Here is a 25405-nt window from a genome sequence, read left to right on the forward strand (position 1 = left end):
TTGCGACCATTATTGCGATTGCGCCTTGTTATTATCGTGTAGCTGATGTATAGGCTCGCCAACCCTTTTGGAAGCCGTCGCCTTTTTGGCGTGCGCCTTCATAACTGCCATTGGGCGAAAGTGCTACAGTCTGATACTGGATTGATGCATGATCGTCTATCAATCTTTCAGGAATGTATCGATGAAAGCCAATATCCATCCCGACTACCACACCATCAAGGTCGTGATGACCGATGGCACCGAATACCAGACCCGTTCAACATGGGGCAAAGAAGGCGATACGATGAACCTCGATATCGATCCTACCACCCATCCAGCATGGACCGGTAACGCCCAGACTTTGGTTGACCGCGGTGGCCGTCTGTCCAAGTTCAAGAATCGCTTCGGCAATCTGGGTATTTAATTTCAAATGCCTCGGGCAAATTCGGGATTACAGCCTCGCTGATCATAACCCGAAAATGCACAAATTTAAAAAACCTCGCTTCGGCGGGGTTTTTTTATGTTCTGGTTTCCAGACGTCCAACCAATAAAAAAGTCCGGCTCGCTTGAGCCGGACTTTTTTAATTCATCAACGATGTGAAGAATCACTCAGCGCTGAGTTTCGCCATCACTTCATCAGATACTTCGAAGTTGGCATAGACGTTCTGCACGTCATCATCATCTTCCAAAGTGTTGATGAGCTTAAGCACGGAGCGCGCCTTTTCTTCATCCACATTGGTGTTGTTTTGTGGCTTCCAGACAGTTTTGATCGATTCAGCTTCACCAAGTGCTGTTTCCAGCGCCTTTGAGACCTCACCAATGCTTTCGAACGAGCAGATGATCACATGCTCTTCATCGCTTGACTGAACGTCGTCTGCGCCTGCCTCAATGGCCGCTTCCATAATCGCATCCGCATCGCCGGCTTCCGGCTTGTAGATGATTTCACCAACGCGGTCGAACATGAAAGAAACCGAACCGGTTTCACCCAAAGCACCACCGGATTTGGTGAAAGCTGCACGCACATTGGAAGCAGTACGGTTGCGATTGTCGGTCAGCGCTTCAACGATAACCGATACACCACCCGGGCCACGGCCTTCATAGCGCACTTCATCATAGTTTTCGCCGTCATTGCCCGCAGCCTTTTTAATGGCGCGTTCAATATTGTCTTTCGGCATGGACTGCGCTTTAGCGTTCTGGATAGCCAGACGCAGACGCGGGTTCATTGTCGGATCAGGCAAACCCTGTTTTGCAGCAACGGTAATTTCTCTGCCGAGCTTGGAAAAGATTTTTGAGCGCACAGCGTCCTGACGACCCTTGCGATGCATAATATTTTTAAACTGCGAATGACCAGCCATGACACCCCTGTATAGGTTCTTTAAATAACGTGCGGACAAAAGCGATGGCGGCTTTTGAAAATCAAGCTATTTGCAGCGCCTTTTATTGCGCCGTAACCGCAAGCCAGCCATCCTTAACCGGACGGGATGCGGCCTTATACGGAATGTTGCGCCCTACGTCCAGTCCACCTCCGGAACCACAAGGCTTGCTAAGGTATATATTGCCGCTTTTACGCGCAAAAAATTACAAAAACATAGACACTACAACCTTTATTGATTATCTATAATTACATGAAGAGCGAAGCGAACGAAACCATTGCCGTCAAAATCAGCCGCATCCTTGCCGATCGTATTATCGACGGCACGCTGGAACCGGGTGTAAAACTACGGCAAGACCATATTGCGGAAGAGTTTCAAACCAGCCATGTGCCGGTGCGCGAGGCGTTTCGCCGTCTCGAAGCACAAGGTCTGGCTATTTCCGAACCGCGTCGAGGCGTGCGCGTTGCTTCTTTTGACATCAATGAAGTGCGTGAAGTGGCCGAGATGCGTGCCGCATTAGAAGTACTGGCTCTGCGCCATGCTGCACCACATATGACCCGCGCCATTTTAGAGGCAGCCGAACAAGCCACATCAGAGGGCGATAATTGCGCCAATATCCGCGAATGGGAAGCCGCCAACCGGCGCTTTCATCGCCTGATTATTGAACCATGCGGCATGCCGCGCCTGCTTGCAGCGATTGATGATCTACATGCAGCCAGCGCCCGTTTTTTGTTTTCAACATGGCGCAGCGAGTGGGAAGTGCGCACCGATCACGACCACCGTGCCATTCTTGACGCTTTGCGCAAAGGTGACACAAACAGTGCCTGCCTTATTCTCGCGCGCCACGTCCAATGGATCGGCCACCGTCCTGTCCGGACGGCTTCAGGAAAAATCCGCGACGGCTTTTCCATTATCGGCTAAGTTCCGGTCGTCTTAACGCAGTAAGCTAACAATATTTGAATATCACCACCGCCCTGTTTGCCCCCTCGGCTTATCGGATTACAGTGCTATATTGCTCTTTTTGCCATCTATTGATCAGTCAAAAATCGCTCACTGCAAAATACATAAACATTAAAATTATCTATAAAACTAAAGTTAAAGTTATATTTTTTATCACATAACGCCACTGTACCAGAAAAATTTTTATCAATAATAACATATGGTTATTATAGAATCACCATCCTGTACGCGTTTAATTTTAGCACATAGACTTGCTTTCCCATAAATTTTCATAACAGATATATAGATCGAAATTAGATTTTATCTATAATTTATCTACGGAGTGATTATGTCCCAAATTGAGATGCATGCGCCAGCAGGTTTCAGCCCTTTGAACCTTGATAGCCGCTCGCTGCCTGTACGTGCTGCCGCCGTTATATTCGGTACATTCATTCTTGCACTCACCTCACAGGTTGAAGTGCCGATGATACCGGTTCCAATCACCTTGCAGACCCTGGTTGTGCCATTGATCGGTGCGCTTTACGGCTGGCGTTTGGGTGCCCTCACCGTTCTGGCATGGCTTGGTGAAGCCATGGTCGGCATGCCGGTTCTGGCAGGCGGCTCGGGTGGCATCATGGCTTTTGCAGGCCCGACCGCCGGTTATCTGGCATCTTTCCCGATTATCGCTGCCCTCACCGGCTATCTGGCCGAACGCGGCTGGAACGGTAAGCGAGTGGGCTTTGCCTTTGCTTCATTCCTTGCAGCCAATGCGCTTTGCCTTGTCATGGGCACACTCTGGCTCTCAAGTCTCATTGGCATGGAAAAAGCCATTGCTTTTGGCGCAACACCATTTTTGATCGGCGCAGTCATTAAATCCGCGCTGGGCGCAGCCATCCTGAAAGCTGCAAGCCGCTAAACTTTCATCTTACCGAAATAAACCCTATCCGGCACGTGAGCCGGATAGGGTTACAGACTATATGGTTTCATGACTATTCATCTGCGCGGCCACCATCTGCTTTGTATGCTGACTTATATCGGCAAGGGCTACTCACCTTTTTTCGTCGAAAATTACGACCAGATTGCAGAAGCTTTAAGCCACGGCACCGTCATCACACTTGTCAACGGCCCCGATGATATTTGCGCCCCACTTTTATGCGAAGAAAATTGCCACTGCCACAATGCAAGCGTCATCTTACGCGACCAAGCAGCACTGGAAGATATCAGCACATTGCTGGGCGTGCGCCTGCAATCAGGCAGCAAATTCATCCTCAACAGCCAATTACTGCAAAAGCTGCGTGCAGCTTTTAGTCAGAATACCATCCGCTCCGCCTGCAAGGGCTGCCAATGGGCAGCTCTCTGCACCGATATTGCGCAAAACTCTGCTTACAGACATGTCAAAATACAATGCACCGACATGGTTTGAATACATAAAAAAGGCTGGTTGCAGCATCCTGCAACCAGCCTTTTTTCATTAATATCAGACACTGTTTTTTCAAACAGGCGATATCACTCAACCCATACCAAGCGCATCCATATAAAGCTGGATCATTGCTTCTTCTTCCTGACGCTCATGTTCTTCTTTTTTGCGCAGGCGAATGATGGTGCGAACAGCCTTGCTATCAAAGCCCGAACCTTTCAGTTCGGCATAAACTTCTTTGATATCGTCCCCGATGGTTTTCTTTTCTTCTTCCAGACGTTCAATTCGCTCGATGAAAGAACGCAGCTGACCGACGGCTACCGTTTGTGCGGTTTCAGTTGTGATGTCATCCACAGGAGATACTCCAATTTATTAAAACAGGTGACTGACTGCGACTCGCAGTGTGAATATGTACTTTTCGATGCCTGACAGGGGCAAAATGGTCAAGGGTAACCACGCAATTGAATGCCCATTATCAAAGCCATTGTGCCAAGTGCTATCACCGCGATTTTCCAAAAATCGCTGCGGCGGCGCAAACCCGGCAAACCTAACGGCCTGAAAATATGCAGGATCATAATAATGATCAGCAAAGCAGGCAATATTTTGGACATCAGTGTCCCCTTAAACCATTCATTTCATGTGCCCCGCCTTTACCAGCAGAAGCTTGAGAAGAGCAAAGTATAGCCATAAAACGCTAAATTGATCTTAAGTTTTATGGACGCGATAATAGAGATGTGCCTAAGATCAGAAAAATCATACTGTTTTGGGAGGAACAGAATGGCATCGCAATACGGGGATATTTATTCCAACTGGCAGAAAAATCCGGAGGAATTCTGGCACGAAGCTGCTCAAAACGTGCATTGGTTCAAGCCTTACGACAAAGTTTTTGACGCAGATCAGGGCGTTTATGGCCGCTGGTTTACCGGTGGTGAAACCAATACCTGCTATAATGCAATTGACCGTCACGTCGAACAAGGCCGCGGTAATCAAACCGCTATTATCTATGACAGTCCTGTCACCAATCAAAAGCGAAAAATAACTTATGCGCAACTTCTGGAAGAGGTTGAAGCTCTTGCTGCGGTGATGCAAGATCACGGCGTGGTCAAAGGTGACCGCGTACTCATCTATATGCCGATGATCCCGGAAGCAGCTGTTTCCATGATGGCTTGTGCACGTATAGGCGCTATTCATTCCGTTGTTTTTGGTGGTTTTGCCGCCCATGAACTGGCAACACGCATTGATGATGCTGCTCCCAAAATGATTATCGCCGCCTCCTGTGGTGTCGAGCCTGGCCGCGTGGTGGCCTATCAGGACATGCTCGACAAAGCGATTGAGATGAGCCGCCATAAGGTTCAGCATTGCATTGTTTTGCAACGTCCCGAAAAAGCACATATTCCGGTAGAAGGTCGCGACATCGACTATAAACAAGCCGTTGATGCTGCCCGTGGCCGCCATGTGCCTTGTGTGCCGGTTCTGGCAACCGACGGGCTTTACATCCTCTATACATCAGGCACCACCGGTGAACCAAAAGGTGTGGTGCGTGATCACGGCGGCCATATGGTGGCGCTCACATGGTCTGTTGGTGCGGTTTACAGCATCAAACCGGGCGATGTTTTTTGGGTGGCTTCCGATGTGGGTTGGGTTGTCGGCCATTCCTATATTATTTACGCCCCGCTTTTCATCGGTGCGACGACTGTCATCTATGAAGGCAAACCAGTTGGCACCCCAGATGCAGGCGCATTCTGGCGGGTGATTTCCGAATATAATGTCCGCATTATGTTCACCGCGCCAACAGCATTACGCGCAATTAAAAAAGAAGATCCGGAAGGCTTACTCGTCAAGAAATATGATCTTTCCAAGCTGGAATGTATGTTTCTGGCCGGAGAGCGCGCCGACCCGGACACCGTGAAATGGGCAGAAAATATTCTCAATGTGCCGGTGATTGACCATTGGTGGCAAACCGAAACAGGCTGGGCAATCGCTGCCAATCCGTTGGGACTTGGCAAAATGCCAACCAAATACGGCTCGCCAACGGTTGGCATGCCGGGCTACGACATTCGCGTTGTGGATGATGGCGGCCATGAGGTCAAACGCGGCGAACTCGGCAATGTGCTGATCAAGCTGCCTCTGCCACCCGGTTGTCTGGTCACGCTTTGGAATGCAGAAGAACGCTTCCGCAAATCTTATCTCGATGAGTTCGAAGGCTATTATAAAACCTCCGATGCCGGCTATATGGATGAAGACAACTATGTCTATATCATGAGCCGTACCGACGACATCATCAATGTGGCTGGCCATCGCCTCTCCACCGGCGCGATGGAAGAAATCATCTCCGGCCATCCTGATGTCGCCGAATGCGCGGTCGTTGGTATTGCCGACACATTAAAAGGTCAGGTGCCATGCGGTTTTCTGGTGTTGAAAGCCAATGTCGATCGGCCTGAAAGTGTCATTGAAGCTGAATGTATTGAACGTGTGCGCAGTGAAATCGGCCCTGTGGCTTCTTTCCGGTTAGCACTTGTTATCAAACGTCTGCCGAAAACCCGCTCAGGCAAAATCCTGCGCTCCACCATCCAGAAAATTGCTGATGGTGAGCCGTGGAGAATGCCGGGCACCATTGATGATCCGGCAATCCTCGATGAAATCACGGATGCTTTGCGTGACCGCAAAATCGGCAATGCCTGTCAGGCAGCTTAAATCACCACATACAAAAGCCGCCTGCAATCATGCAAGGCGGCTTTTTAATAAGCGAAAATCAAGCCTTAATGATCGTGATTTTTTGCTGCAAAAGCTTGTTTTTGCGCGTCCGTCGCTTCCGTTTGATAGCGTGATTTCCACTCATCAAATGGCATACCGTAAATAATTGCGCGCGCGTCGTCTTTGCTCAGACTGATTTCTTTTTCTTCAGCCGCGTCTTTATACCAGTTTGCCAAACAGTTGCGGCAGAAACCGGCCAAATTCATCATGTCGATATTTTGCACATCTGCATGCTCACGCAAATGCTGAACCAACCGGCGAAACGCTGCCGCCTCCAATTCAACCTGTGTCTGATCATCAATTTTCGACATTACTGCCCCCTCAAACCGGATCGGTACGTGATCCGAAAAACTGAACTTCCTGCATTTCCGGCAGTTGATTAAGTGCCGTAAGCATCGGCGCCAAACGTGCCGCCCATTGATCTGTGCCTGCATTATCGGCAATCAAATCCTGCCGAACCTCAATCAGAATATGCGGATAGCCTTTAGATGTTGCATGTTTAAACATCGCATCATTGCGCAATGCACCATCATAAGGCTCATTGTCACCGGTAATCAGCAAATGCTCAGCACGCAGCATTTCCAATAATGGGCGCAGTGCCCTGTCATCTTTATCCCAAAGCAGACCGCAATGCCATGGCCGCGCTTTACCGCGCCAGACAGGTGTATAAGAATGAATGGACACAATAAAAGGCGCGCGCCCGCTTTCTTCCCGCACATCATACACCAAAGCCGAAACCTGATCATGATAAGGACGATAAAACGCGTTAAGCCGCGTTTCGCGTTCCTGTGCATCCATCGGATAATTGCCCGGTATCACCGCCCCGTCCGACAATTGCATAATCAGCGTCGGATCATCTTCACCACGGTTCGGATCAATCAACAATCTTGAAAATCCGCCCAGTACGGCAGGGGCATCAAGCCTTGCCGCCAGTTTGCGCGTCAGCTCTGCAACGCCGATATCATAAGCGATATGGCGGTCAAATTGTGCGGCTTCCAGCCCCAAACTGCCGTAAGCTTCAGGTAAGGCACGGCTGGCATGATCCGCAGTCAATAAAAGTCCTGATTTTTTATTACCGTCAATCAGTTCAAAGGGTGCAAAAGACATAAAAATTCCGGCCTTCTTTTATCCAATTTTATTTTGATCATACAGATAGTTGAAAAATTGTCTTGTTATGACCGCTCAGCTCGCATAAAAGTTGAATCTAATCGATTTATGCTGTGACATGGCTATGATATGAACGCAATGACCTGTTTACTAAGCGCTATTAAGTCTTTGGTTGTGCACGTTGACATCCCATGCGAAACTGCCGAAAAGAGAGCATCAAAAGATGAATTTTCCAAGCGTAGCAACCAGTCAATTGCGCGCTGAAAGGTTTCGTTGAATGCGACTTTCACACTTTTTAGCTTTATTTGCAGGTACCGGCCTTATGGCAACGGCGCTGATGGGCGTAGAAGCGCGCGCTGATTTCCGCGTTTGTAATGCCACACAAAATCTGGTCGGCGTTTCTATCGGCTATCGTGCAAAAAGCGGCTGGGTCACAGAGGGCTGGTGGCACGTCAATGCGTCCAGTTGCAAAACATTGATCGAAGGACCTTTGTCATCAAGATATTACTATCTTTATGCAGAAGATGCTGAAGGTGGTGGTCGCTGGGATGGCAAAGTAAATATGTGCGTGGCCGAAAAAGAATTTCGGATCAACGGCGTGGAAGAATGTCTCTCACGCGGGTTCCAGCGCGCAGGTTTTCAGGAATATGATACAGGCGAACAATCGAGCTGGATGGTCCAGCTGACTGATGAGGCACCGCCTGAAACTCCTACAGTAACAGGAACATCCAATCCATGAAGCGTAATCGTAAGGTCAAGATTCTCGCAACGCTTGGCCCGGCATCTTCGGAAGAAGCAACCATCGCTCAGCTTTTTGAAGCCGGAGCCGACGTCTTTCGTATTAATATGAGCCATGCCAGTCATGACCTCATGCGCACATTGGTAAAACGTATTCGTAATGTTGAGAAGCAGGTCGGTCGCCCGATCGGTATTCTCGCTGATTTGCAGGGGCCAAAGCTCCGCGTCGGCAAATTTCTCGAAGGTAAAGTCGAGCTCGAAGCCGGACAGACCTTCACCCTGGACAATCAGGAAACACCAGGCGACAACACCCGCGTCTTCCTGCCGCATCCTGAAATTCTTGAAGCCGTAAAGCCGGGTCATCGTCTGCTGATTGATGATGGCAAGTTGCATCTGGTTGCTGAAAAGTGCAATGGCACCTCCATCCAGTGTAAAGTTATTTCCGGCACCAATATTTCTGACCGCAAAGGCGTGAGCCTGCCGGATACCACTTTGGGTGTCGGCGCTCTGACCGAAAAAGATCGCAGCGATCTTGATGCCGTTCTGAAAGAAGAAATTGACTGGGTCGCCCTCTCCTTCATTCAGCGTCCGGAAGATCTGGCAGAAGTACGCAAAATCGCACGCGGCCGTGTTGGCCTGATGTCGAAGATTGAAAAGCCGCAGGCTGTAACGCGTCTTGATGAAATCATCGAAATGTCTGACGCTTTGATGGTAGCGCGCGGCGATCTCGGCGTGGAAATGCCGCTCGAAAGCGTACCTGGCATTCAAAAGCAGATCACCCGTAAAGCACGCCGCGCCGGTAAGCCGGTTGTGGTTGCCACACAGATGCTGGAATCAATGATTACCGCTCCTGTGCCAACACGTGCGGAAGTTTCTGACGTGGCGACTGCCGTGTTTGAAGGTGCAGATGCAATCATGCTCTCGGCAGAATCAGCATCCGGTGCCTATCCGGTTGATGCTGTTGCCACCATGAACCGCATTGCTGAACAAGTTGAACAGGATCCGACCTATCCGGCCATCATCGACGCACAGCGCGCTTTGCCTGAGCCAACCGGCGCAGACGCAATCTCGCTGGCAGCACGTCAGATTGCCGAAACACTCAATCTGTCGGCTATCGTCACCTATACCGCATCCGGCACCACCGGCTTACGTGCAGCACGTGAACGCCCGCGCAACAGAATCATCTCCGTTTCGCCGGTTGTTGAAACCGCACGTCGCCTGTCGCTCGTCTGGGGTCTGCACTGCGTGGTCACAGAAGATGCCAAAGATCTCGATGATATGGTCAACCGCGCCTGTGGCATCACCTATCGCGAAAACTTTGGTAAAGGTGGTGATCGCATCATCATCACCGCCGGTGTTCCGCTTGGCACACCCGGTTCCACCAATATGCTGCGCATTGCCTATATCGGCACAGATGGCAGCAGCGGCGCATAATCAAGGCGCACAAATATATAAAAAAAGCGGCATCAAAAGTGCCGCTTTTTTATTGCCTTCAATTTTGTATCAGGTGTGAATATCGCTGAGTTCCTCGCTCAGCGACTGCACCTGCCGCTGTGCTTCACGCATCATCGGATAAAGCGTCAGAATACGCTCATAAACCTTCAAAGCGCTCGCCTTATGGCCTCGCTCCTGCAAAATGCCCGCAAGGCCGGTCAGAGCACCAAAATGGCGTGGTTCAAGCTCTAAAGCGCGATTGATGTCATAAATGGCACGGTTATATTCGCTATTCAGCACATGCAAGGCCGCGCGGCGATTCCAGCTTTCGGCATTTTCAGGCGCAAGCGCGACCGCCTCATCGAGAAAATCAATCGCCACCGCATATTTCTTCTGGCTCATCGCGTCATAAGACCAGCCGAGCAGCAGATCGACAGTTGCACTGCCCGACTGCGCCCAGATACCGGAAATCTGCGCAGCAATGCGTCTGGCCTTCACTTCATTGGATGTTTTCAAAAGCTCAGAAAAAAGCTTATCCAGCCGCTCTTCAGGTGTAAGCTTTACCGCAGCCTCGACAGGCGCCTTGGTTTCAGGCCCGGGCTTTTCTGCTTCAGAGGCAGCCTCTTGCAGCGTCTGCTGCAATGCCTCAGGCGAAGCTTTATCGGACAAGGGGGGCTCTGGCATCGGCTGCAAGGCATCCTTTGCCCATGCAGAAGGCACGAACACCACCCCAAGCGAAAACATACCGGCACAGGCCAGAGCTTGTAACTTATTCATCAAACCGGAATGCGCGTGCGCAGCGTTGCAAAAATTTAGCATGAGCTGATTTTAATCATAGAGCCCCGCTGCACAAGTCAAATTTTGTGCCAGCCTGCCTCAAACACAGTCATTAACAAGCATAAAAAAAATGAGAGCATTTTAATCCGTTGTCAGATTAAAATGCTCTCATTCTATTTCGATAAGGCTGCCGTAGTTTTCTAAAACGAAAGCTACATTTCAGCGGTCATTCTAATTTGCGCTCTCCGTTGCCGGAGTGCAGAACCCCGCTTTGCAACGGGGTGCAAAATTAGCCCTGACGTGCTTTAAAACGCGGAGCAGTCTTATTGATGATGTAAACGCGGCCTTTACGGCGGATAAGCTTGCAGTCGCGATGACGAGCTTTGAGCGCTTTGAGCGAATTCTTGATCTTCATGTCAATCACCGGTCGGGTTGGCCCGTCACCGGGCATCATAAAAACAGGCGCCCGAGGCGCCAATTACTAAACGGACAGACAAGCTATCCATTGGGTTGGCCGAAATACACAAATATCGGCCAAAATGTCAACTCCCAAGGGGCAAGAATCCTGAAATCCTTCATAAGAAACTGCCCCTTTTGAGGGAAAAGACAATAAAATCAGCCTTTCTTAGGGCTGATATAGGTCACATGACCCATTTTGCGGCCAGCGCGAGCCTCTGCTTTTCCATACAAATGCAGCATGGCATGTGGCTCAGCAAGAATCGCTTCCACCTGCAAAACATCATCACCAATCAGATTGACCATGCGGCAATCGGAGTGGCGGGTGGTGTCTCCGAGCGGTAATCCGGCAACGGCACGAATATGCTGATCAAACTGTGACACAGGATTGGCAGCTTCCGTCCAATGGCCGGAATTATGCACACGCGGTGCAAATTCATTGGCAATCAATGTGCCATCAGGCATCACGAAAAATTCCAGCCCCAGCACACCGACATAATCAAGCGCATGCAGTAATTTTTCCGCTGCAAGCTGAGCGGCGGCGGCGGTCTCAGCACTGATATTGGCCGGAACGGTTGATGTATCCAGAATGCCGTTCTTGTGCACATTTTCAGCAATGTCGAAAAGTGCCACTTCGCCATTGCGGCTACGCGCTGCAATCACTGAAATCTCGCGCTCAAAAGCCATCAGCCCTTCGAGGATAGCCGGTGCATGGCCGATATCTTTAAGGGCTGCATTGATTTTATCTGCGCCACGGCTGTTTTCAGGCGTCAAGCGCACCTGCCCCTTACCGTCATAACCAAAACGGCGGGTTTTCAAAATGCCCTGACCGCCAAGAGCGGCCAGCGCTGAAACCAGCATATCGGCATCATCTACCAGGCGCCAGGGCGCGGTGGCGATACCCGATTCGTTTAAGAATTGCTTTTCAGTGAAGCGATCCTGTGAAATTTCCAAAGCGGCAGGCGGCGGATAAACGCCGATTTTTTCAGCCAGCTCCTGCACGGCCTCAATGGAGACATTTTCAAACTCATAAGTGATAACGTCACAAGCTTCCACCAGCTCGGCCAAAGCTGCCTTATCATCATAGGCAGCAACGATCTGACGATTGGCGGTCTGTGCCGCCGGACAATCGGCCTGCGGCTCTAAAATAATAGTGCGGAAGCTTAAACGTGCTGCGGCCATCGCCAGCATACGGCCAAGCTGACCACCGCCGATAATGCCGATTGTTGATCCTGCTTTCAACATATCAGGCCTCATCGCTCGGGCGTTCGGCCACACTTGTGCTCTGGTTTGCACGCCATGTATCAAGGCGGGCTGCCAGTTCTTCATCGTGCAGCGCAAGAACTGCCGCTGCGAGAAGCGCTGCATTAACCGCACCCGCACGGCCGATCGCCATAGTGCCGACAGGAATACCGGCTGGCATCTGCACGATGGAAAGGAGCGAATCCTGACCCGACAATGCTTTGGACTGAACCGGCACACCAAAAACCGGCAGTGGTGTCAGCGACGCTGTCATGCCCGGCAGATGGGCTGCGCCACCGGCACCGGCAATAATGACTTTAAAACCTTCAGCCTTGGCGCCTTTGGCAAATTCCATCATCCGCTCTGGCGTGCGATGTGCCGAGATGATGCGAGCATCGAAACGAATGCCGAGTGCTGCCAGCGTTTCTGCGGCATGGCGCATTGTTTCCCAGTCGGACTGGCTTCCCATAATGACTGCAACATCGAAGCGCGGAGCTAAGGTCATTGGTTTTTCCTATTAAATAATAAAGGTGCCCTTGCCGCTTGCAACGGTCAGAACACGAGGTCTCGGGACAAGAGGTTTTTTAAGCGATAATGTCAGGAATGATCTGGCTTTCCAGTTCCTGCTGTTTATCTTTAAGCGCCAGCTTTTTCTTTTTCATCCGCTGAATGCGCAACATGTCGCATCCGGTTGCTATCATGGCATTTATCGCGACATCAAAATCTTCATGGTCTTGCTTCAGCCGTGCCAGTGCCAGTCTGATTTCGGCTTGATTTTGATCGGACATAGAGTGCCCCGTTTTACAATGCGTTGATATGCAACAGCGTTTAACATTCAAAACTTCAAAACTACATTTTGAACGCTCAAAAGCTGCATAATGGTTTGCGTCATGCCTTTAGCACAAATATTGCAGTTAGAAAATGCTACAACAATCAATTCGACAGATCGCCTCAATCATGTCACACTGTCATTGTCTTGTCATAAAGCTGCCGATCAGCAGCCTGAGACATATGAAGGAAACAACCAAGGAGAATTGATGATGGCTATCGAGTCCCATCTTGCCACGCTGGAAAAGAAGCACGGTACTCTCGAACAGGAAATTTCCACTGCGATGGCATCACCAGCTATCGATAACCTTCTCTTAACTGACCTGAAACGAAAAAAACTACAGCTCAAAGAGCAAATTGAAAAAATTAAACAGCAAGTCACACAACACTAATTATTTTATCAACTAAGGAACGTAAAAAGGCAGAGGGTCAGATGGCAATTTTGACCATCATAATGACCAAAGCCCAACGTTCCCGCTAGAGCGGGTCGCACTTAAATACTACCCACTGCACTCGCTCTAACATTTTGTTTTTTGCGCATGTCTTTATCGCATCGAAGCAGGGACTGAAACCGTCAGCAAACTGATTTCCTTGCGGAGACGATGTCCATTTTTGGGCGACATGCTCTAACAGGCGACACGCTTTGTGACTGGTGACAAGAGCGCACCCTTCGCACAAAGCGTGCAGCCGGATTTCCCCACTTCTTTCCCTTAAAATCTCAACCATTTTCACCTGTCAAAATTGACAGCTGGCGCGCACCGTCTGCCGCTGCCATTTTCCTGTCAGATATAACAGGATCGCATCCGAAACCGGTCGGTTTGTCTCCGGTTCGGTTGAGGGCAGGTTGTGATTTTCAAATGACAGCCTGCCCTTGCAATTCACTACGCATCAACCCTCAGCATCTGCACGCGGATCGAGCTTGAAAGCTTCCGGCGTAGCACTGCGCTCCGGCGAAATTGTCGAGAACTGGTCTTTCTCCTGACGCGGCACAGATTTGCGCACGCGGGAGCGGAAAAGCACATAAACCGCAATAGAAATATGCGACACCGCAGTGATGGCAAACAGTGCTGACGGCCAGAAAAAATCCATCAATGTTGCAGCCAGCAAAGGCCCCAGCATGGTGCCAAAACCATAAAGCAGCAAAAGACCGCTGGAGATTTTGACAAAATTTTCGGATGTCGCGTGATCATTGGCATGTGCCACGGCCACCGGATAGAGCGTATAGGCCAATGCACCATAACAAGCAGCGGAAATAATAATCAACGCACTGCCTTGCGGGCTGAATAAAAACGTCAGCAAGCCGACAGTTGCCGCTAATGTTGCTGTGCCCGCCAGCACATAGCGCCGGTCGATCAGATCAGAAATGCGCCCCACCGGAATTTGCATCAATGCGCCGGCTGCAATGGTTGCCGACATCATCAATGCAATTTGGGTATTACTAATGCCTGATTTAGCACCATAGACTGCACCCAATGTGCCCCATGCGCCATTGGCGATACCCACCAGAATACAGCCCACAAAAGCGGCCGGTGAATTGCGAAACAGCGCCTTGAGATCAAGCTGCACTTCGGTCAGTGGTTTCGGGCTGCTGGCAGTCGAAATTGCAATCGGGATGAGCGACAGACAAAAGAAAATGCCTGCAAACATAAAGAGATGATCGGAGCGGATATCGCCAGCAGAAACCAGCATTTGTCCGGTCACGGTCGCCCCGTAGTTGACCATCATATAAAGGCCGAAAATCTTGCCACGGCTTTCATTGCTTGCACGTTCATTCAGCCAGCTTTCGATCACCATGAAAGCGCCAGCCATCGAAAAACCGGTAAATGTACGCAACACAATCCATGTTGTGACATCGACATAAATGCCGGATAATAGTGCGATGATCGCTGCCGATGCGGCAAAAATACCAAAAGCGCGCACATGGCCGACACGGCGCACCAAACGCGGCGCGAACAAACAGCCGGCGACAAAGCCCCCTGCCCATGTCGTACCGAGCAAACCCAGCGATGTAACAGAAAAACCTTCAGCGCCACCGCGCAATGGCAAAAGCAACCCGTGCAGGCCGGAGCCCATCAGCAAAAAAGTTGTACCAAATAACAGAGCCAAAACCTGAACATAAATACGCAACAGAATATTCCTAATTTTCAGTCGTTATTTGATTTGTATATGGCAGAACTGTCCGCCAATTATGGTGATTTTTATGATTAAAACATTTATTTTCAGTGCGTCACGCTTTTTTCATACAAAGCGTAACGAGAAGGTTGAAAAAGCCTGAGCTATCAGCGGAACAGTGCCTCGGCTTGCGCACGACTGCTTCCCCGTTGACTATGCTCTTCCCGCAGGCGATCAATCTCATGATGAAGCCGGTCGATCAGTTGCTCAATTTCGGAAACGGAGAGGTCTGTGAGATCATCACCAATGCTATATTTATGATGAACCTCAATGGTTTCTTCCAGAAAGCCGGACATGGTATACTCCTCCCAGTCAATATCCGTCACTCACCAAGCCAAAATGGCAAATAGCTAATAATGCCCTCGCATGAGTGCTTTTCCCCCTTAAAGCAGCCACACAAATATTTATCATACCTCAATAAACCGATTTAGCACCCCTAAAATTGCCTCGGACATTTTAAAGCAATCAGGAGACCATCATGCACCCGCAACACCCTCAAAAAATGCAGGCTATCGAAATTAAAGAGGCCGGTTCTCCTGATGTTTTAAGCCTGACAAACCGCATCATTCCCGAGCTGAAAGAAACGGATATTTTGGTGCGTGTGCATGCAGCCGGTGTTAACCGCCCTGATGTGTTGCAACGCCTTGGCCAATACGCCCCGCCCGAAGGCGCTTCCGATATTCCCGGCCTTGAAATCGCCGGTGAAGTGGTGACCTTGGGAGCACAAACCAGCCGCTATCAAATCGGCGACAAAGTCTGTGCGCTTCTTGCAGGTGGTGGCTATGCAGAATATGCCGTTGTTCATGAAAGCAATGCTTTGCCGGTGCCGCAAGGTTTCAGCTATGAAGAAGCTGCCTGCATTCCGGAAACTTTTTTCACTGTCTGGCACAATGTATTTGAGCGCGGAAATTTAAAAAAAGGCGAGACCTTTTTGGTTCACGGCGGCACATCCGGCATTGGCACCACAGCCATTCAACTGGCCAAAGCCTTCGGCGCTTTTGTCATTGCCACTGCCGGATCGGATGAAAAATGCGATGCCTGCCTGAAACTGGGCGCCGACATTGCCGTCAATTACAAAACGCATGATTTTGTCGAAGCCGTCAAAACGGCCACCAAAGGCAAAGGCGCTGATGTGATTCTCGATATGGTTGGCGGCGACTATGTTGACCGCAACTATCAGGCCGCCGCCATGGATGGCCGCATTGTACAAATTGCATTTTTAAACGGTGCTAAATCGAGCGTGAATTTTGCCCGCCTGATGACCAAACGCCTGACCCATACCGGCTCTACTTTGCGTGCACGCTCCGTCGAATTTAAAGCTGGCATTGCCGCAGCACTGCAAGCCCAAGTCTGGCCGCTTCTTGAAAAGCGCCGGATTGCACCGGTTATGGATCAAAGCTTTGCGCTAAACCAAGCCAATCTTGCCCATAAGCGTATGGAAGACGGTAACCATATTGGTAAAATCGTTTTAAAGGTTCGTTGATCGTAGTCCGCAGTTTTTCAGTTAGAATCCGCCCGTTTTCGTGGCTTTTGCTGAAAAACTGCCATGCCTCATCACCGAAGTTGCAGATAAACAATGCGACTTCATGCAGGGTTTTCTTGCCGACCAGCAAATAAACATATATATAGAGTTTGAATTTCCCGGAAATTGTGGTTTTTGCCCACGTCCCGCGCTACCGGAGCGGACGAACAAGAGGATTATATCTAATGGCCACCCAGCTTCTTATGCCGAAAGCAACGGCCGTCTGGCTTGTCGACAATACAGCTCTGTCTTTTGATCAGATCGCAAATTTCTGTCGTTTGCACCCGCTTGAAGTGAAAGCCATTGCAGATGGCGAAGCTTCGCAGGGCATCAAAGGTTTGGATCCAGTCATGACTGGCCAGCTATCGCGCGAAGAAATTGCACTCGGTGAAAAAGATATCAATCACCGTTTGAAATTGTCGGAACCTAAAGTACGCGTCCCTGAGCCAAAGCGTAAAGGTGCCCGCTATACACCTTTATCAAAACGTCAGGATCGTCCGAACTCCATTCTTTGGCTGGTTCGCAACCATCCGGAACTGAAAGACGCCCAGATTTCCCGTTTGCTCGGCACCACGAAATCAACCATTGAACAGATTCGCAACCGCACCCACTGGAACTCAGCCAATCTGACCCCGATGGATCCGGTAACACTCGGCCTTTGCAGTCAGATTGATCTGGATATTGAAGTGGATCGCGCAGCACGCAATCGTCCGGCAGAACCGGAAATCGATCCGACATTGATGCCGGCGACTGCGACCGAAAACCGTGATTATCATGGTGGTCCAGCAGAAGAAGAAGAGCTGGATGCCGACAAGGTATTCGCCAAACTGTCTTCGCTCAAAGGCGCTGCCTCAGACGACGAAGAAGAAGAAATTTAATAGATCTTCTAAAAGCCGGAACCCTGAAAAAGAGTTCCGGCTTTTTTAATGCCTTACGGTACTTCAAAGCAAACAGCAGATATAAAAAAACCCCGCTTGAAGCGGGGTTTTTAATGAAAGCTTTATTAGCCGGCATTTTCGAGAGCTTCGCTCCACTTGCCTTCTGCGGCCAAGCCGTTCATGCGGGCGCGATGTGCAAAGGCTTTCTGGCCTGCTGCAACATTTTCAGCCTTACCACTCCAGGCTTTCAGAGCAGCAGCCTGCAATGCGCGACCATATGAGAAGGTCAGGTTCCAAGGCATATCAAAGCCTGCATTCATCGCATTCAGGTTTGCGGTTGCCTCAACATCCGACTGACCGCCGGAAAGGAATGCAATACCCGGAACAGCAGACGGAACATTTGCCTTCAGGCAACGTACGGTCTTTTCTGCGATTTCAGCAACAGAAGCTTTACGCGCGTTTTTACCGTCGATAACCATGTTTGGCTTGAGGATCATACCTTCGAGCTTCACACGGGCATCATAGAGTTCATTGAAAACAGACTTCAGAACGGCATCGGTCACTTCATAGTTGCGGTCGATGGAATGATCGCCTGGTACGCCGTCCATCAGGATTTCAGGCTCAACGATTGGAACAATGCCAGCTTCCTGACAAAGCGCTGCATAGCGAGCCAGTGCTTGTGCATTCTGCTTGATCGCGCCATAGGTTGGCAGCGCAGAAGAAATCGAGATAACAGCACGCCATTTAGCAAAACGTGCGCCCAGTGCATAATATTCTGTCAGGCGTTCGCGCAGACCATCCAGACCTTCGGTGATGGTTTCACCTTCAAAGCCCGCCAATGGCTTGGCACCCATATCCACTTTAATACCAGGAATGCTGCCAGCATTACGCATGATATCAACCAGTGGTGTACCGTCTTTGGCTTTCTGACGCAGGGTTTCGTCATAAAGGATAACGCCGGAGATATGATTCTTCATAGCATCATCAGCGCGGAACAGCATTTCGCGGTAATCGCGGCGTGTATCTTCGGTTGATGTTACATTGATGGAATCGAAGCGCTTCTTGATTGTGCCGGAGCTTTCGTCGGCTGCAAGAATGCCCTTACCACTTGCCACCATGGCAACTGCAATATCTTCAAGACGTTCGGTCATACCCAAAAACTCCTGTAAAAGTTAGCTTGGTTTGCCGATAGCAGAACTGGCAGATAAAACAAATGCCCGCCAACTATTTGAAACGATTGAAATAAATTCAATCGATTTAGTTCGAACAAGTTTTTTTAATTATCGTTAAACTGCAACAGATTTGATCCACAGGCTAATCCTGTTTGCGGTTTGATGCGAGCATAAAATAAAAAGCCCCGCCGAAAAAATCGGCCGGGCTCATTTTTAAACAGATGTGAAAGCCTTATCAGGCCTTCAATGCATCCACACCCGGCAAAGGCTTGCCTTCCATCCATTCAAGGAAAGCACCGCCTGCGGTGGAAATATAAGTGAAGTCATCTGCAACCTTTGCGTGGTTCAACGCCGCCACAGTATCACCGCCGCCGCCAACAGAAACCAGCTTACCCAGACGGGTGCGCTCGGCCACATGACGGGCAATAGCAACGGTTGATGCATCAAACGGATGCAATTCAAATGCGCCGAGCGGACCATTCCAGATCAGCGTTGAGGCATCATCAATAACGGAAGCAATACGCTCAACCGACTGCGCGCCGACATCCAGCATCATACCGTCTGAAGGAATCGCATCCACACCATAAGTCTGGTGTGGTGCATCGGCGGCAAAATGCCATGCCACAACCGCATCAACCGGTAGAATGATTGCGCATTTGGTTGTTTCAGCCTTAGCCATAATGGCGCGTGCTGTGTCAGCCAGATCATGCTCGCACAAAGATTTACCCACATCATGACCAAGAGCAGCAAGGAATGTGTTAGCCATACCGCCGCCGATCACCAGTGCATCGACTTTTTCAATCAGGTTGGAAAGCAAATCAAGCTTGGTGGACACTTTTGCGCCGCCAACGATGGCCACAACCGGACGCACCGGCGCGCCAAGGCCTTTTTCCAAAGCTTCCAGCTCGCCCTGCATAGCACGACCAGCAAAGCCTGGCAGAAGATGCGCCAGACCTTCGGTGGATGCGTGTGCGCGATGTGCTGCGGAAAAAGCATCATTGACGTAGATATCGCCATTGGCAGCAAGCGCCTTAGCAAATTCCGGGTCGTTCTTTTCTTCGCCTTTGTGAAAACGGGTATTTTCAAGCAGCAAAACATCGCCGTCCTGCATTGCACTGACAGCAGCAGCCGCTTTTTCACCGATGCAATCTTCCGCAAAAGCAACTTTCAAGCCCAGTGCTTTATGCAAAGCGCTAACCACAACCTTCAGCGAAAATTCTGCAACGGCCTCACCTTTCGGGCGGCCGAAATGTGCCAGCAAAATGGTCTTGGCACCTTTTTTATGCAGTTCCTGTATGGTTGGCAAAATGCGCTCAATGCGGGTGACATCACTGACCTGACCGTCAGCAACAGGTACGTTGAGATCAACGCGTACCAGAACCCGTTTGGATTGAACGTCAGCATTGTCGAGAGTGCGGAAAGCCATCGGTTTTCTCTCTGTATATAATAGAACTAATGAAAAACGCCCCTCTTGAGCAAAAGGGGCGTTGATTTTATCTTAGAGGAACTTAGCCATAGCAACAGCAGTGTCGCTCATACGGTTGGAGAAGCCCCACTCATTGTCGTACCAGGTCAGGATGCGCACCATGGTGCCATCGATCACTTTGGTCTGATCCATGTGGAATACGGATGAATGCGGATCATGATTGAAGTCGGTTGATACCAGCGGTTCATCAGTGTAGCCTAAAATGCCTTTCAGACGGCCATTGGCAGCTTCACGGATAGCATTGTTGATTTCTCCAACAGTGGTTGCACGTTTGGCAACAAAAGTCAGATCAACAACAGAGACGTTTGGTGTTGGTACACGAATTGCAACGCCGTCCAGCTTACCCTTAAGCTCTGGCAGAACCAGACCAACAGCTTTAGCAGCACCGGTTGAGGTCGGGATCATCGACAAAGCTGCCGCACGGGCGCGGTAGAGGTCTTTGTGCATGGTGTCGAGGGTTGGCTGATCACCGGTATATGAGTGAATGGTGGTCATGAAGCCGTGGTCGATACCAACGGTTGCATCCAGAACCTGTGCCACTGGTGACAAGCAGTTAGTGGTGCAGGAAGCGTTGGAAACAACCAGATGATCTTTGGTCAGCTTGTCATGGTTCACACCATAAACAACGGTCAGATCGGCATTGTCAGCAGGAGCGGAAACGATAACGCGCTTGGCGCCAGCTTCCAGATGTGCGGCAGCTTTATCGCGTGTTGCGAAAATGCCGGTGCATTCCAGCGCAATGTCAACGCCTTCTTCTTTCCAAGGCAGTTCGGCAGGGTTGCGAACAGCATGAACCTTGATCGGGCCGTAACCCACATCAATTGTATCACCATCAACAGTGACTTTAGCCGGAAAACGGCCATGAACACTGTCATAACGCAACAAATGCGCATTGGTTTCAACTGGGCCCAAATCGTTGATAGCAACAACCTGAATGTCGGTGCGGCCTGATTCAACGATGGCACGAAGGACGTTACGGCCAATACGACCAAAACCATTAATTGCGACGCGAACTGCCATTTTATCTCTCATCTTCCGGGTGGGTTGATTAAAAAACTGCGTGTCTTGCGGGGCTGTTTCAAAACCACCCCGCAATCAATCACTTCGCTGTTTATGCAGCGGCTTTCAGCTTGGCTTCAGCGGCTTCCACAGCGGCTTCAGCAGTAATGCCGAAATGCTTGTAAAGGTCTTCAATCGGCGCAGAAGCACCAAAGCCTTTCATACCGATAAAGACACCGTTTTCGCCAATGAAGCGTTCCCAGCCAAGGGACAGAGCTGCTTCAATAGCAATTTTAACCGGCGCATTGCCCAGAACCGATGCCTTGTAAGAGTCGCTCTGCTGTTCAAACAGTTCGAAGCAAGGAACCGATACCACGCGCGCCGGGATGTCTTTCTCATCCAGCATTGCTTTGGCTTTCAGCGCAATTTCAACTTCTGAACCGGTGGCAAACAGAGTGACCTGTGCATCCTGATCAGTACCGGCCAATTCATAAGCGCCATAACCGCTTAAGTTTTCATCGGTGTGGGTGGTGCGCACAGTCGGCAGATTCTGACGGGTCAGAGCCAATGTCGATGGGGTCTTCTGGGACTGAAGCGCCAGCTGCCAGCATTCTGCGGCTTCAACAGCATCAGCCGGACGGAATACCAGATGGTTAGGAATAGCGCGCAGCACTGCCAGATGTTCAACCGGCTGGTGCGTCGGACCATCTTCACCAAGACCGATCGAGTCATGGGTCATGACATAGATAACGCGGATGCCCATCAGCGAAGACAAGCGCATGGCCGGACGGCAATAATCCGAGAAGCACATGAAAGTGCCGGAATAAGGAATGAGGCCGCCATGCAGCGCCATACCGTTCATCGCAGCAGCCATACCATGTTCACGAATACCGTAATGGACGAAACGGCCATCATAGTTTTCAGGTGTTACAGCATTGGTCTGGCTGGTTTTGGTATTGTTAGAACCGGTCAGGTCGGCAGAGCCGCCGATGGTTTCAGGAACGATACCGTTGATGACTTCCAGTGCCATTTCCGAAGATTTACGGGTAGCAACCTTTGGTTTATCAGCAGAAAGCTTCTTCTTATAATCGATGATTGCCTGATCAAAACCAATTGGCAGTTCACCGCGCTGACGGCGCTCAAACTCGGCGCGGGTATCAGCATCAAGAGCAGCAAAACGCTTTTCCCATTCCAGACGCTTCTTGGCGGCGTTGAGGCCAGCCAAACGCCATGCATCCAGCACTTCTGCCGGTACGGTGAATGGTTCTGCGGTCCAGTTCAGTGCCTTACGGGTAGCAGCAATTTCTTCTGCGCCCAAAGGTGCACCGTGAACTTTGTTGGTACCGGCTTTATTTGGCGAACCAAAACCAATCACTGTCTTACAAGCAATAAAGGTTGGCTTTGGTGAGGTTTTAGCCTGTTCGATTGCTTTGGCAATCGCTTCCTGATCGTGACCGTCAACAGAAATTGTGTTCCAGCCTGAAGCCTGGAAACGGGCAACCTGATCGGTTTTATCGGAGAGTGAAACTGCGCCGTCGATGGTGATGTTGTTGTCATCCCAAAGAACGATCAGTTTGTTCAGCTCCAGATGGCCGGCCAGACCGATAGCTTCCTGGCTGATACCTTCCATCAGGCAACCATCGCCAACCAGCACATAGGTGTAGTGGTCAACAATGCTGTCGCCGAATTTGGCATTCAGGATGCGCTCGGAAAGCGCCATGCCAACACCGTTGGCAATACCCTGACCCAACGGGCCGGTTGTGGTTTCGATACCAGCGGCATAACCATATTCCGGATGACCGGCAGTGCGAGCACCAATCTGACGGAATTTTTTGATTTCATCGATGGTGATATCTTCATAACCGGAAAGATAGAGAACCGAGTAAAGCAGCATCGAGCCGTGGCCTGCGGAAAGCACGAAACGATCGCGATCCGGCCAATGCGGGTTCTGTGGGTCATGCGATAAAAAACGGGTGTAAAGGGTGGTGGCGATATCAGCCGCACCCATCGGCAATCCCGGATGGCCGGAATTTGCTTTTTCCACTGCATCCATCGAGAGGAAGCGGATTGCGTTGGCCAACTGGTTTTGTTTGTCGGAATTGGTCATGGTCTCTGCTGTCTTTCCATGAAACGTTCAGCGCTTGTGGCGAAATTTGAAGGCAACGGACACATAGCACCTGCACCTTGGGAGTCAATAAAACGATACACTCTCAAACCATAAACCCGCCTCAACTAATCGATTGAAAGGTGGATGAGTGGCCAAAACCAAGGTTTTATACGATGCGCTGCATCAATTTACCGCTGATTCCAGTGTATGAGTGCCGCCTTATTGCCGTGATTTGTTGCTTATCAGCACGGTGATTATTACAGTCAGTCAGACAAATCGCAATTGCGGGTGCGATTCGAACCGGCCCCATGCCAGTTTTTTTTCAAACTGCCTGCATATTGTGTATCTTAAACGATCGGGTGGGTGAATATCCAAAAAATAGTCAGCCACTCCGGATTTTATGTTTGGCCGTATTGTCACAGGCATCAAGTCATTTTACTTGTTTGTGCATTGTTCTTAAAGATCTTACCGATCATTCGGAACATATACTGGAAAGGTTGATAATGGCGCCGGAAACGACCCTCACACAAGCTTTGGAGCGACTGGAAAAGGCGCTGAACGGGCTGGAACAGGCCGTCGATCTCCGTCTTGATAAAGAAGGAGATTTTGCCGAAGCCGAGGAAGAAGTGCAGCGCATGAATGCCGACCGCAGCCGTTTGGCTCAGGAGTTGGACAATTCCGAAGCGCGCGCCGAGCGCCTTGAAACTGCTAATCGTGAAGTATCCCGCCGATTGGTGACAGCGATGGAAACCATCCGCGCAGTGCTGGATCGTTAAAGGAAAACATCATGGCAACAGTGACCGTAACGATTGACGGCAAATTATACCGCATGGCCTGCGATGAAGGACAGGAACAACACCTGACCGGTCTGGCCGAACGTTTCGACCAATATGTCGGCCATCTGAAATCTTCTTTTGGCGAAATCGGCGATGTACGCCTCACCGTCATGGCAGGTATTATGGTGATGGATGAATTGAACGAAATGCAAAAGCGCGTCAGAGCGCTGGAAGAAGTCTCCTCACAAGCCAACCGCAATGATGCAACTATCAGTCATGTTCTTAATGATATGGCTCATCGCATCGAACAATTGGCAAACCGGATTGCGCCACGGCCAAGCTCATAAGCTCTTAGAAACCACCGTCTCAGCCCCTTTCATATTATTAATAAAATTAAATATTTAGTGTTGGGGGCACTGGTAATTTTTCATCTGAAAGATTATATTCGTTTTCGGCGTACTGCGCTTCGCGACAGGGGTAACAGCATCCCCGGGGCCTTACTGATCTCTTAGGGAGCTGTCCCTGTGAAGGCTCGTGGGTCTTCGCATATGGCGCCCACCTACTTTGTAGGCACCCGGGATCAAACACTTCCATCGGTCGTTGCGGTCGCCACTTTATTCTTTTAGCCGGTTCCATCTGTCAACGGATGTATAGTGTGCCAAGCTCCCTCACTGAAAAACAAATCTTGCGCAATGCGGTTTTAGCCAAACGCGATGCGCTAACGCCGGATTTCAGGGACAAAGCTGCCCGCACAATTGCTGAAAACTATGCGGATGATCTGAACATTCAAAGCGGCCAGGTCGTTTCCGGCTTCTGGCCAATCCGGTCCGAGATCGACCCGCGCCCTGTCCTGAATATGTTCCGTGAGCGAGGCGCATTAATCTGCTTACCAGTCATTCTAAATAAAACTCAAATTTGTTTCCGGTTCTGGCAAGAAGATCAGGCACTTGTTCCTTGCGGGTTCGGCACCATGGCACCCGATCAAACCGCACCCACCTTACGCCCTGATGTCATGCTGATGCCGCTTGCCGGTTTTGACAAAAGCGGCCACCGGCTTGGCTATGGCGCGGGCTATTATGACCGCTATATCTCAAATCTTCATAATCAAGGTCATTTTCCTGAACTTATCGGCTTCGCCTTTAGCTGTCAGGAACTCCCATCCGTGCCCGATGAGCAACATGATGTACCTCTTGAGAAAATCGTGACCGAGAATGGCTTGCGTTTTTTCTAAACACGTTATTAAAGACAT

General features: G+C 50.1%; 29 protein-coding genes and 1 other RNA gene. 14 read left to right on the forward strand and 16 right to left on the reverse strand.

Translation table 11 applies throughout. The annotated features are described in order from the left end of the window. The first annotated feature begins 181 nt into the window (after positions 1-181). Positions 182-403: a 50S ribosomal protein L31 gene (gene rpmE, locus FHS77_RS08940; RefSeq protein WP_184222504.1), complete on the forward strand. Its 222-nt coding sequence runs from the start codon at positions 182-184 to the stop codon at positions 401-403. A 181-nt stretch (positions 404-584) separates the two neighbouring features. Here the strand turns inward: rpmE and FHS77_RS08945 are convergent, their stop codons facing one another. Further along, the gene (locus FHS77_RS08945; RefSeq protein ID WP_184222506.1) at positions 585-1334 is read right to left on the reverse strand and encodes a YebC/PmpR family DNA-binding transcriptional regulator; all 750 of its coding nucleotides are present in this window, start codon (positions 1332-1334) and stop codon (positions 585-587) included. A gap of 270 nt (positions 1335-1604) precedes the next feature. On the opposite strand from FHS77_RS08945, the gene FHS77_RS08950 reads away from it, so the two are divergent. The 3 genes from FHS77_RS08950 to FHS77_RS08960 all read left to right on the forward strand — a co-directional run bounded on the left by FHS77_RS08950 (position 1605) and on the right by FHS77_RS08960 (position 3714). Further along, complete coding sequence (locus FHS77_RS08950) at positions 1605-2273, forward strand: GntR family transcriptional regulator (RefSeq protein ID WP_184222508.1); 669 nt, start codon at positions 1605-1607, stop codon at positions 2271-2273. A 382-nt stretch (positions 2274-2655) separates the two neighbouring features. After that, complete coding sequence (locus FHS77_RS08955; RefSeq protein ID WP_374786237.1) at positions 2656-3207, forward strand: biotin transporter BioY; 552 nt, start codon at positions 2656-2658, stop codon at positions 3205-3207. A 69-nt stretch (positions 3208-3276) separates the two neighbouring features. Continuing rightward, a complete protein-coding gene (locus FHS77_RS08960) occupies positions 3277-3714 on the forward strand; it encodes a DUF1284 domain-containing protein (protein ID WP_184222510.1) in 438 nt (145 codons plus the stop codon). 87 nt (positions 3715-3801) lie between these two features. Here the strand turns inward: FHS77_RS08960 and FHS77_RS08965 are convergent, their stop codons facing one another. Then, entirely contained in the window at positions 3802-4062 is a 261-nt protein-coding gene (locus FHS77_RS08965; RefSeq protein WP_184222512.1) for a GapR family DNA-binding domain-containing protein, read from the reverse strand. Positions 4063-4151: 89 nt separating this feature from the next. Continuing rightward, positions 4152-4319 carry a hypothetical protein gene (locus FHS77_RS08970; RefSeq protein ID WP_184222514.1) on the reverse strand — a complete coding sequence of 56 codons (168 nt, stop codon included), beginning with the start codon at positions 4317-4319 and terminating at the stop codon, positions 4152-4154. 166 nt (positions 4320-4485) lie between these two features. On the opposite strand from FHS77_RS08970, the gene FHS77_RS08975 reads away from it, so the two are divergent. Then, positions 4486-6402, forward strand: coding sequence for a propionyl-CoA synthetase (locus FHS77_RS08975; protein ID WP_184222516.1), 1917 nt, complete (start codon positions 4486-4488; stop codon positions 6400-6402). Between the two features lie 65 nt (positions 6403-6467). Here FHS77_RS08975 and FHS77_RS08980 read toward each other — a convergent pair whose 3' ends face one another. Beyond that, positions 6468-6773, reverse strand: a complete 306-nt coding sequence (locus FHS77_RS08980) for a DUF1244 domain-containing protein (RefSeq protein ID WP_184222518.1) — start codon at positions 6771-6773, stop codon at positions 6468-6470. 10 nt (positions 6774-6783) lie between these two features. Further along, positions 6784-7569 carry an N-formylglutamate amidohydrolase gene (locus FHS77_RS08985; protein WP_184222520.1) on the reverse strand — a complete coding sequence of 262 codons (786 nt, stop codon included), beginning with the start codon at positions 7567-7569 and terminating at the stop codon, positions 6784-6786. Between the two features lie 277 nt (positions 7570-7846). Here FHS77_RS08985 and FHS77_RS08990 point away from each other — a divergent pair, with 277 nt between their 5' ends. Next, complete coding sequence (locus tag FHS77_RS08990) at positions 7847-8308, forward strand: DUF1036 domain-containing protein (protein WP_184222522.1); 462 nt, start codon at positions 7847-7849, stop codon at positions 8306-8308. Beyond that, positions 8305-9741, forward strand: coding sequence for a pyruvate kinase (gene pyk / locus FHS77_RS08995; protein ID WP_184222524.1), 1437 nt, complete (start codon positions 8305-8307; stop codon positions 9739-9741). The genes FHS77_RS08990 and pyk overlap by 4 nt, the downstream gene beginning before the upstream one ends. Positions 9742-9810: 69 nt before the next feature. Here pyk and FHS77_RS09000 read toward each other — a convergent pair whose 3' ends face one another. From FHS77_RS09000 to FHS77_RS09020, 5 genes are all read right to left on the reverse strand, one after another. Then, a complete protein-coding gene (locus tag FHS77_RS09000) occupies positions 9811-10485 on the reverse strand; it encodes a tetratricopeptide repeat protein (protein ID WP_374786236.1) in 675 nt (224 codons plus the stop codon). Positions 10486-10807: 322 nt separating this feature from the next. Next, positions 10808-10933, reverse strand: a complete 126-nt coding sequence (ykgO, locus tag FHS77_RS09005) for a type B 50S ribosomal protein L36 (RefSeq protein ID WP_184222528.1) — start codon at positions 10931-10933, stop codon at positions 10808-10810. A 200-nt stretch (positions 10934-11133) separates the two neighbouring features. After that, entirely contained in the window at positions 11134-12231 is a 1098-nt protein-coding gene (locus tag FHS77_RS09010; protein WP_184222530.1) for a 5-(carboxyamino)imidazole ribonucleotide synthase, read from the reverse strand. Beyond that, the gene (purE, locus tag FHS77_RS09015) at positions 12221-12721 is read right to left on the reverse strand and encodes a 5-(carboxyamino)imidazole ribonucleotide mutase (protein WP_184222532.1); all 501 of its coding nucleotides are present in this window, start codon (positions 12719-12721) and stop codon (positions 12221-12223) included. The genes FHS77_RS09010 and purE overlap by 11 nt, the downstream gene beginning before the upstream one ends. Positions 12722-12800: 79 nt before the next feature. Continuing rightward, complete coding sequence (locus FHS77_RS09020; protein WP_184222534.1) at positions 12801-13004, reverse strand: YdcH family protein; 204 nt, start codon at positions 13002-13004, stop codon at positions 12801-12803. A gap of 249 nt (positions 13005-13253) precedes the next feature. Here FHS77_RS09020 and FHS77_RS09025 point away from each other — a divergent pair, with 249 nt between their 5' ends. Beyond that, on the forward strand, positions 13254-13436 hold the full coding sequence (locus FHS77_RS09025; protein WP_184222648.1) for a YdcH family protein: 183 nt from the start codon (positions 13254-13256) through the stop codon (positions 13434-13436). 496 nt (positions 13437-13932) lie between these two features. Here FHS77_RS09025 and FHS77_RS09030 read toward each other — a convergent pair whose 3' ends face one another. Then, on the reverse strand, positions 13933-15171 hold the full coding sequence (locus FHS77_RS09030; RefSeq protein WP_184222536.1) for an MFS transporter: 1239 nt from the start codon (positions 15169-15171) through the stop codon (positions 13933-13935). A 152-nt stretch (positions 15172-15323) separates the two neighbouring features. Continuing rightward, entirely contained in the window at positions 15324-15512 is a 189-nt protein-coding gene (locus FHS77_RS09035; RefSeq protein ID WP_184222538.1) for a DUF1192 domain-containing protein, read from the reverse strand. Between the two features lie 182 nt (positions 15513-15694). On the opposite strand from FHS77_RS09035, the gene FHS77_RS09040 reads away from it, so the two are divergent. Then, positions 15695-16699, forward strand: a complete 1005-nt coding sequence (locus FHS77_RS09040; RefSeq protein ID WP_184222540.1) for an NAD(P)H-quinone oxidoreductase — start codon at positions 15695-15697, stop codon at positions 16697-16699. A gap of 224 nt (positions 16700-16923) precedes the next feature. Then, on the forward strand, positions 16924-17616 hold the full coding sequence (locus FHS77_RS09045) for a DUF1013 domain-containing protein (protein WP_184222542.1): 693 nt from the start codon (positions 16924-16926) through the stop codon (positions 17614-17616). Positions 17617-17741: 125 nt separating this feature from the next. On the opposite strand, the gene FHS77_RS09050 is transcribed toward FHS77_RS09045, so the two are convergent. From FHS77_RS09050 to tkt, 4 genes are all read right to left on the reverse strand, one after another. Then, the gene (locus FHS77_RS09050) at positions 17742-18767 is read right to left on the reverse strand and encodes a class I fructose-bisphosphate aldolase (RefSeq protein WP_184222544.1); all 1026 of its coding nucleotides are present in this window, start codon (positions 18765-18767) and stop codon (positions 17742-17744) included. A gap of 256 nt (positions 18768-19023) precedes the next feature. Then, complete coding sequence (locus FHS77_RS09055) at positions 19024-20214, reverse strand: phosphoglycerate kinase (protein WP_184222546.1); 1191 nt, start codon at positions 20212-20214, stop codon at positions 19024-19026. A 72-nt stretch (positions 20215-20286) separates the two neighbouring features. Next, complete coding sequence (gene gap / locus FHS77_RS09060; RefSeq protein ID WP_184222548.1) at positions 20287-21294, reverse strand: type I glyceraldehyde-3-phosphate dehydrogenase; 1008 nt, start codon at positions 21292-21294, stop codon at positions 20287-20289. A gap of 91 nt (positions 21295-21385) precedes the next feature. Next, a complete protein-coding gene (gene tkt, locus FHS77_RS09065; protein WP_184222550.1) occupies positions 21386-23380 on the reverse strand; it encodes a transketolase in 1995 nt (664 codons plus the stop codon). Between the two features lie 503 nt (positions 23381-23883). Here tkt and FHS77_RS09070 point away from each other — a divergent pair. From FHS77_RS09070 to FHS77_RS09085, 4 genes are all read left to right on the forward strand, one after another. Next, complete coding sequence (locus FHS77_RS09070; protein WP_184222552.1) at positions 23884-24156, forward strand: DUF4164 domain-containing protein; 273 nt, start codon at positions 23884-23886, stop codon at positions 24154-24156. Positions 24157-24167: 11 nt separating this feature from the next. Next, positions 24168-24503 (forward strand): cell division protein ZapA, encoded by a 336-nt coding sequence (locus tag FHS77_RS09075; RefSeq protein WP_184222554.1) that lies wholly within the window; start codon positions 24168-24170, stop codon positions 24501-24503. A 106-nt stretch (positions 24504-24609) separates the two neighbouring features. Next, a non-coding RNA gene (gene ssrS / locus FHS77_RS09080) (6S RNA) lies at positions 24610-24768 on the forward strand. A gap of 43 nt (positions 24769-24811) precedes the next feature. After that, positions 24812-25387: a 5-formyltetrahydrofolate cyclo-ligase gene (locus tag FHS77_RS09085; RefSeq protein WP_343060983.1), complete on the forward strand. Its 576-nt coding sequence runs from the start codon at positions 24812-24814 to the stop codon at positions 25385-25387. The last annotated feature ends 18 nt before the right edge of the window (positions 25388-25405 follow it).

Source organism: Paenochrobactrum gallinarii, assembly GCF_014205685.1.
Lineage (GTDB): Bacteria > Pseudomonadota > Alphaproteobacteria > Rhizobiales > Rhizobiaceae > Paenochrobactrum > Paenochrobactrum gallinarii.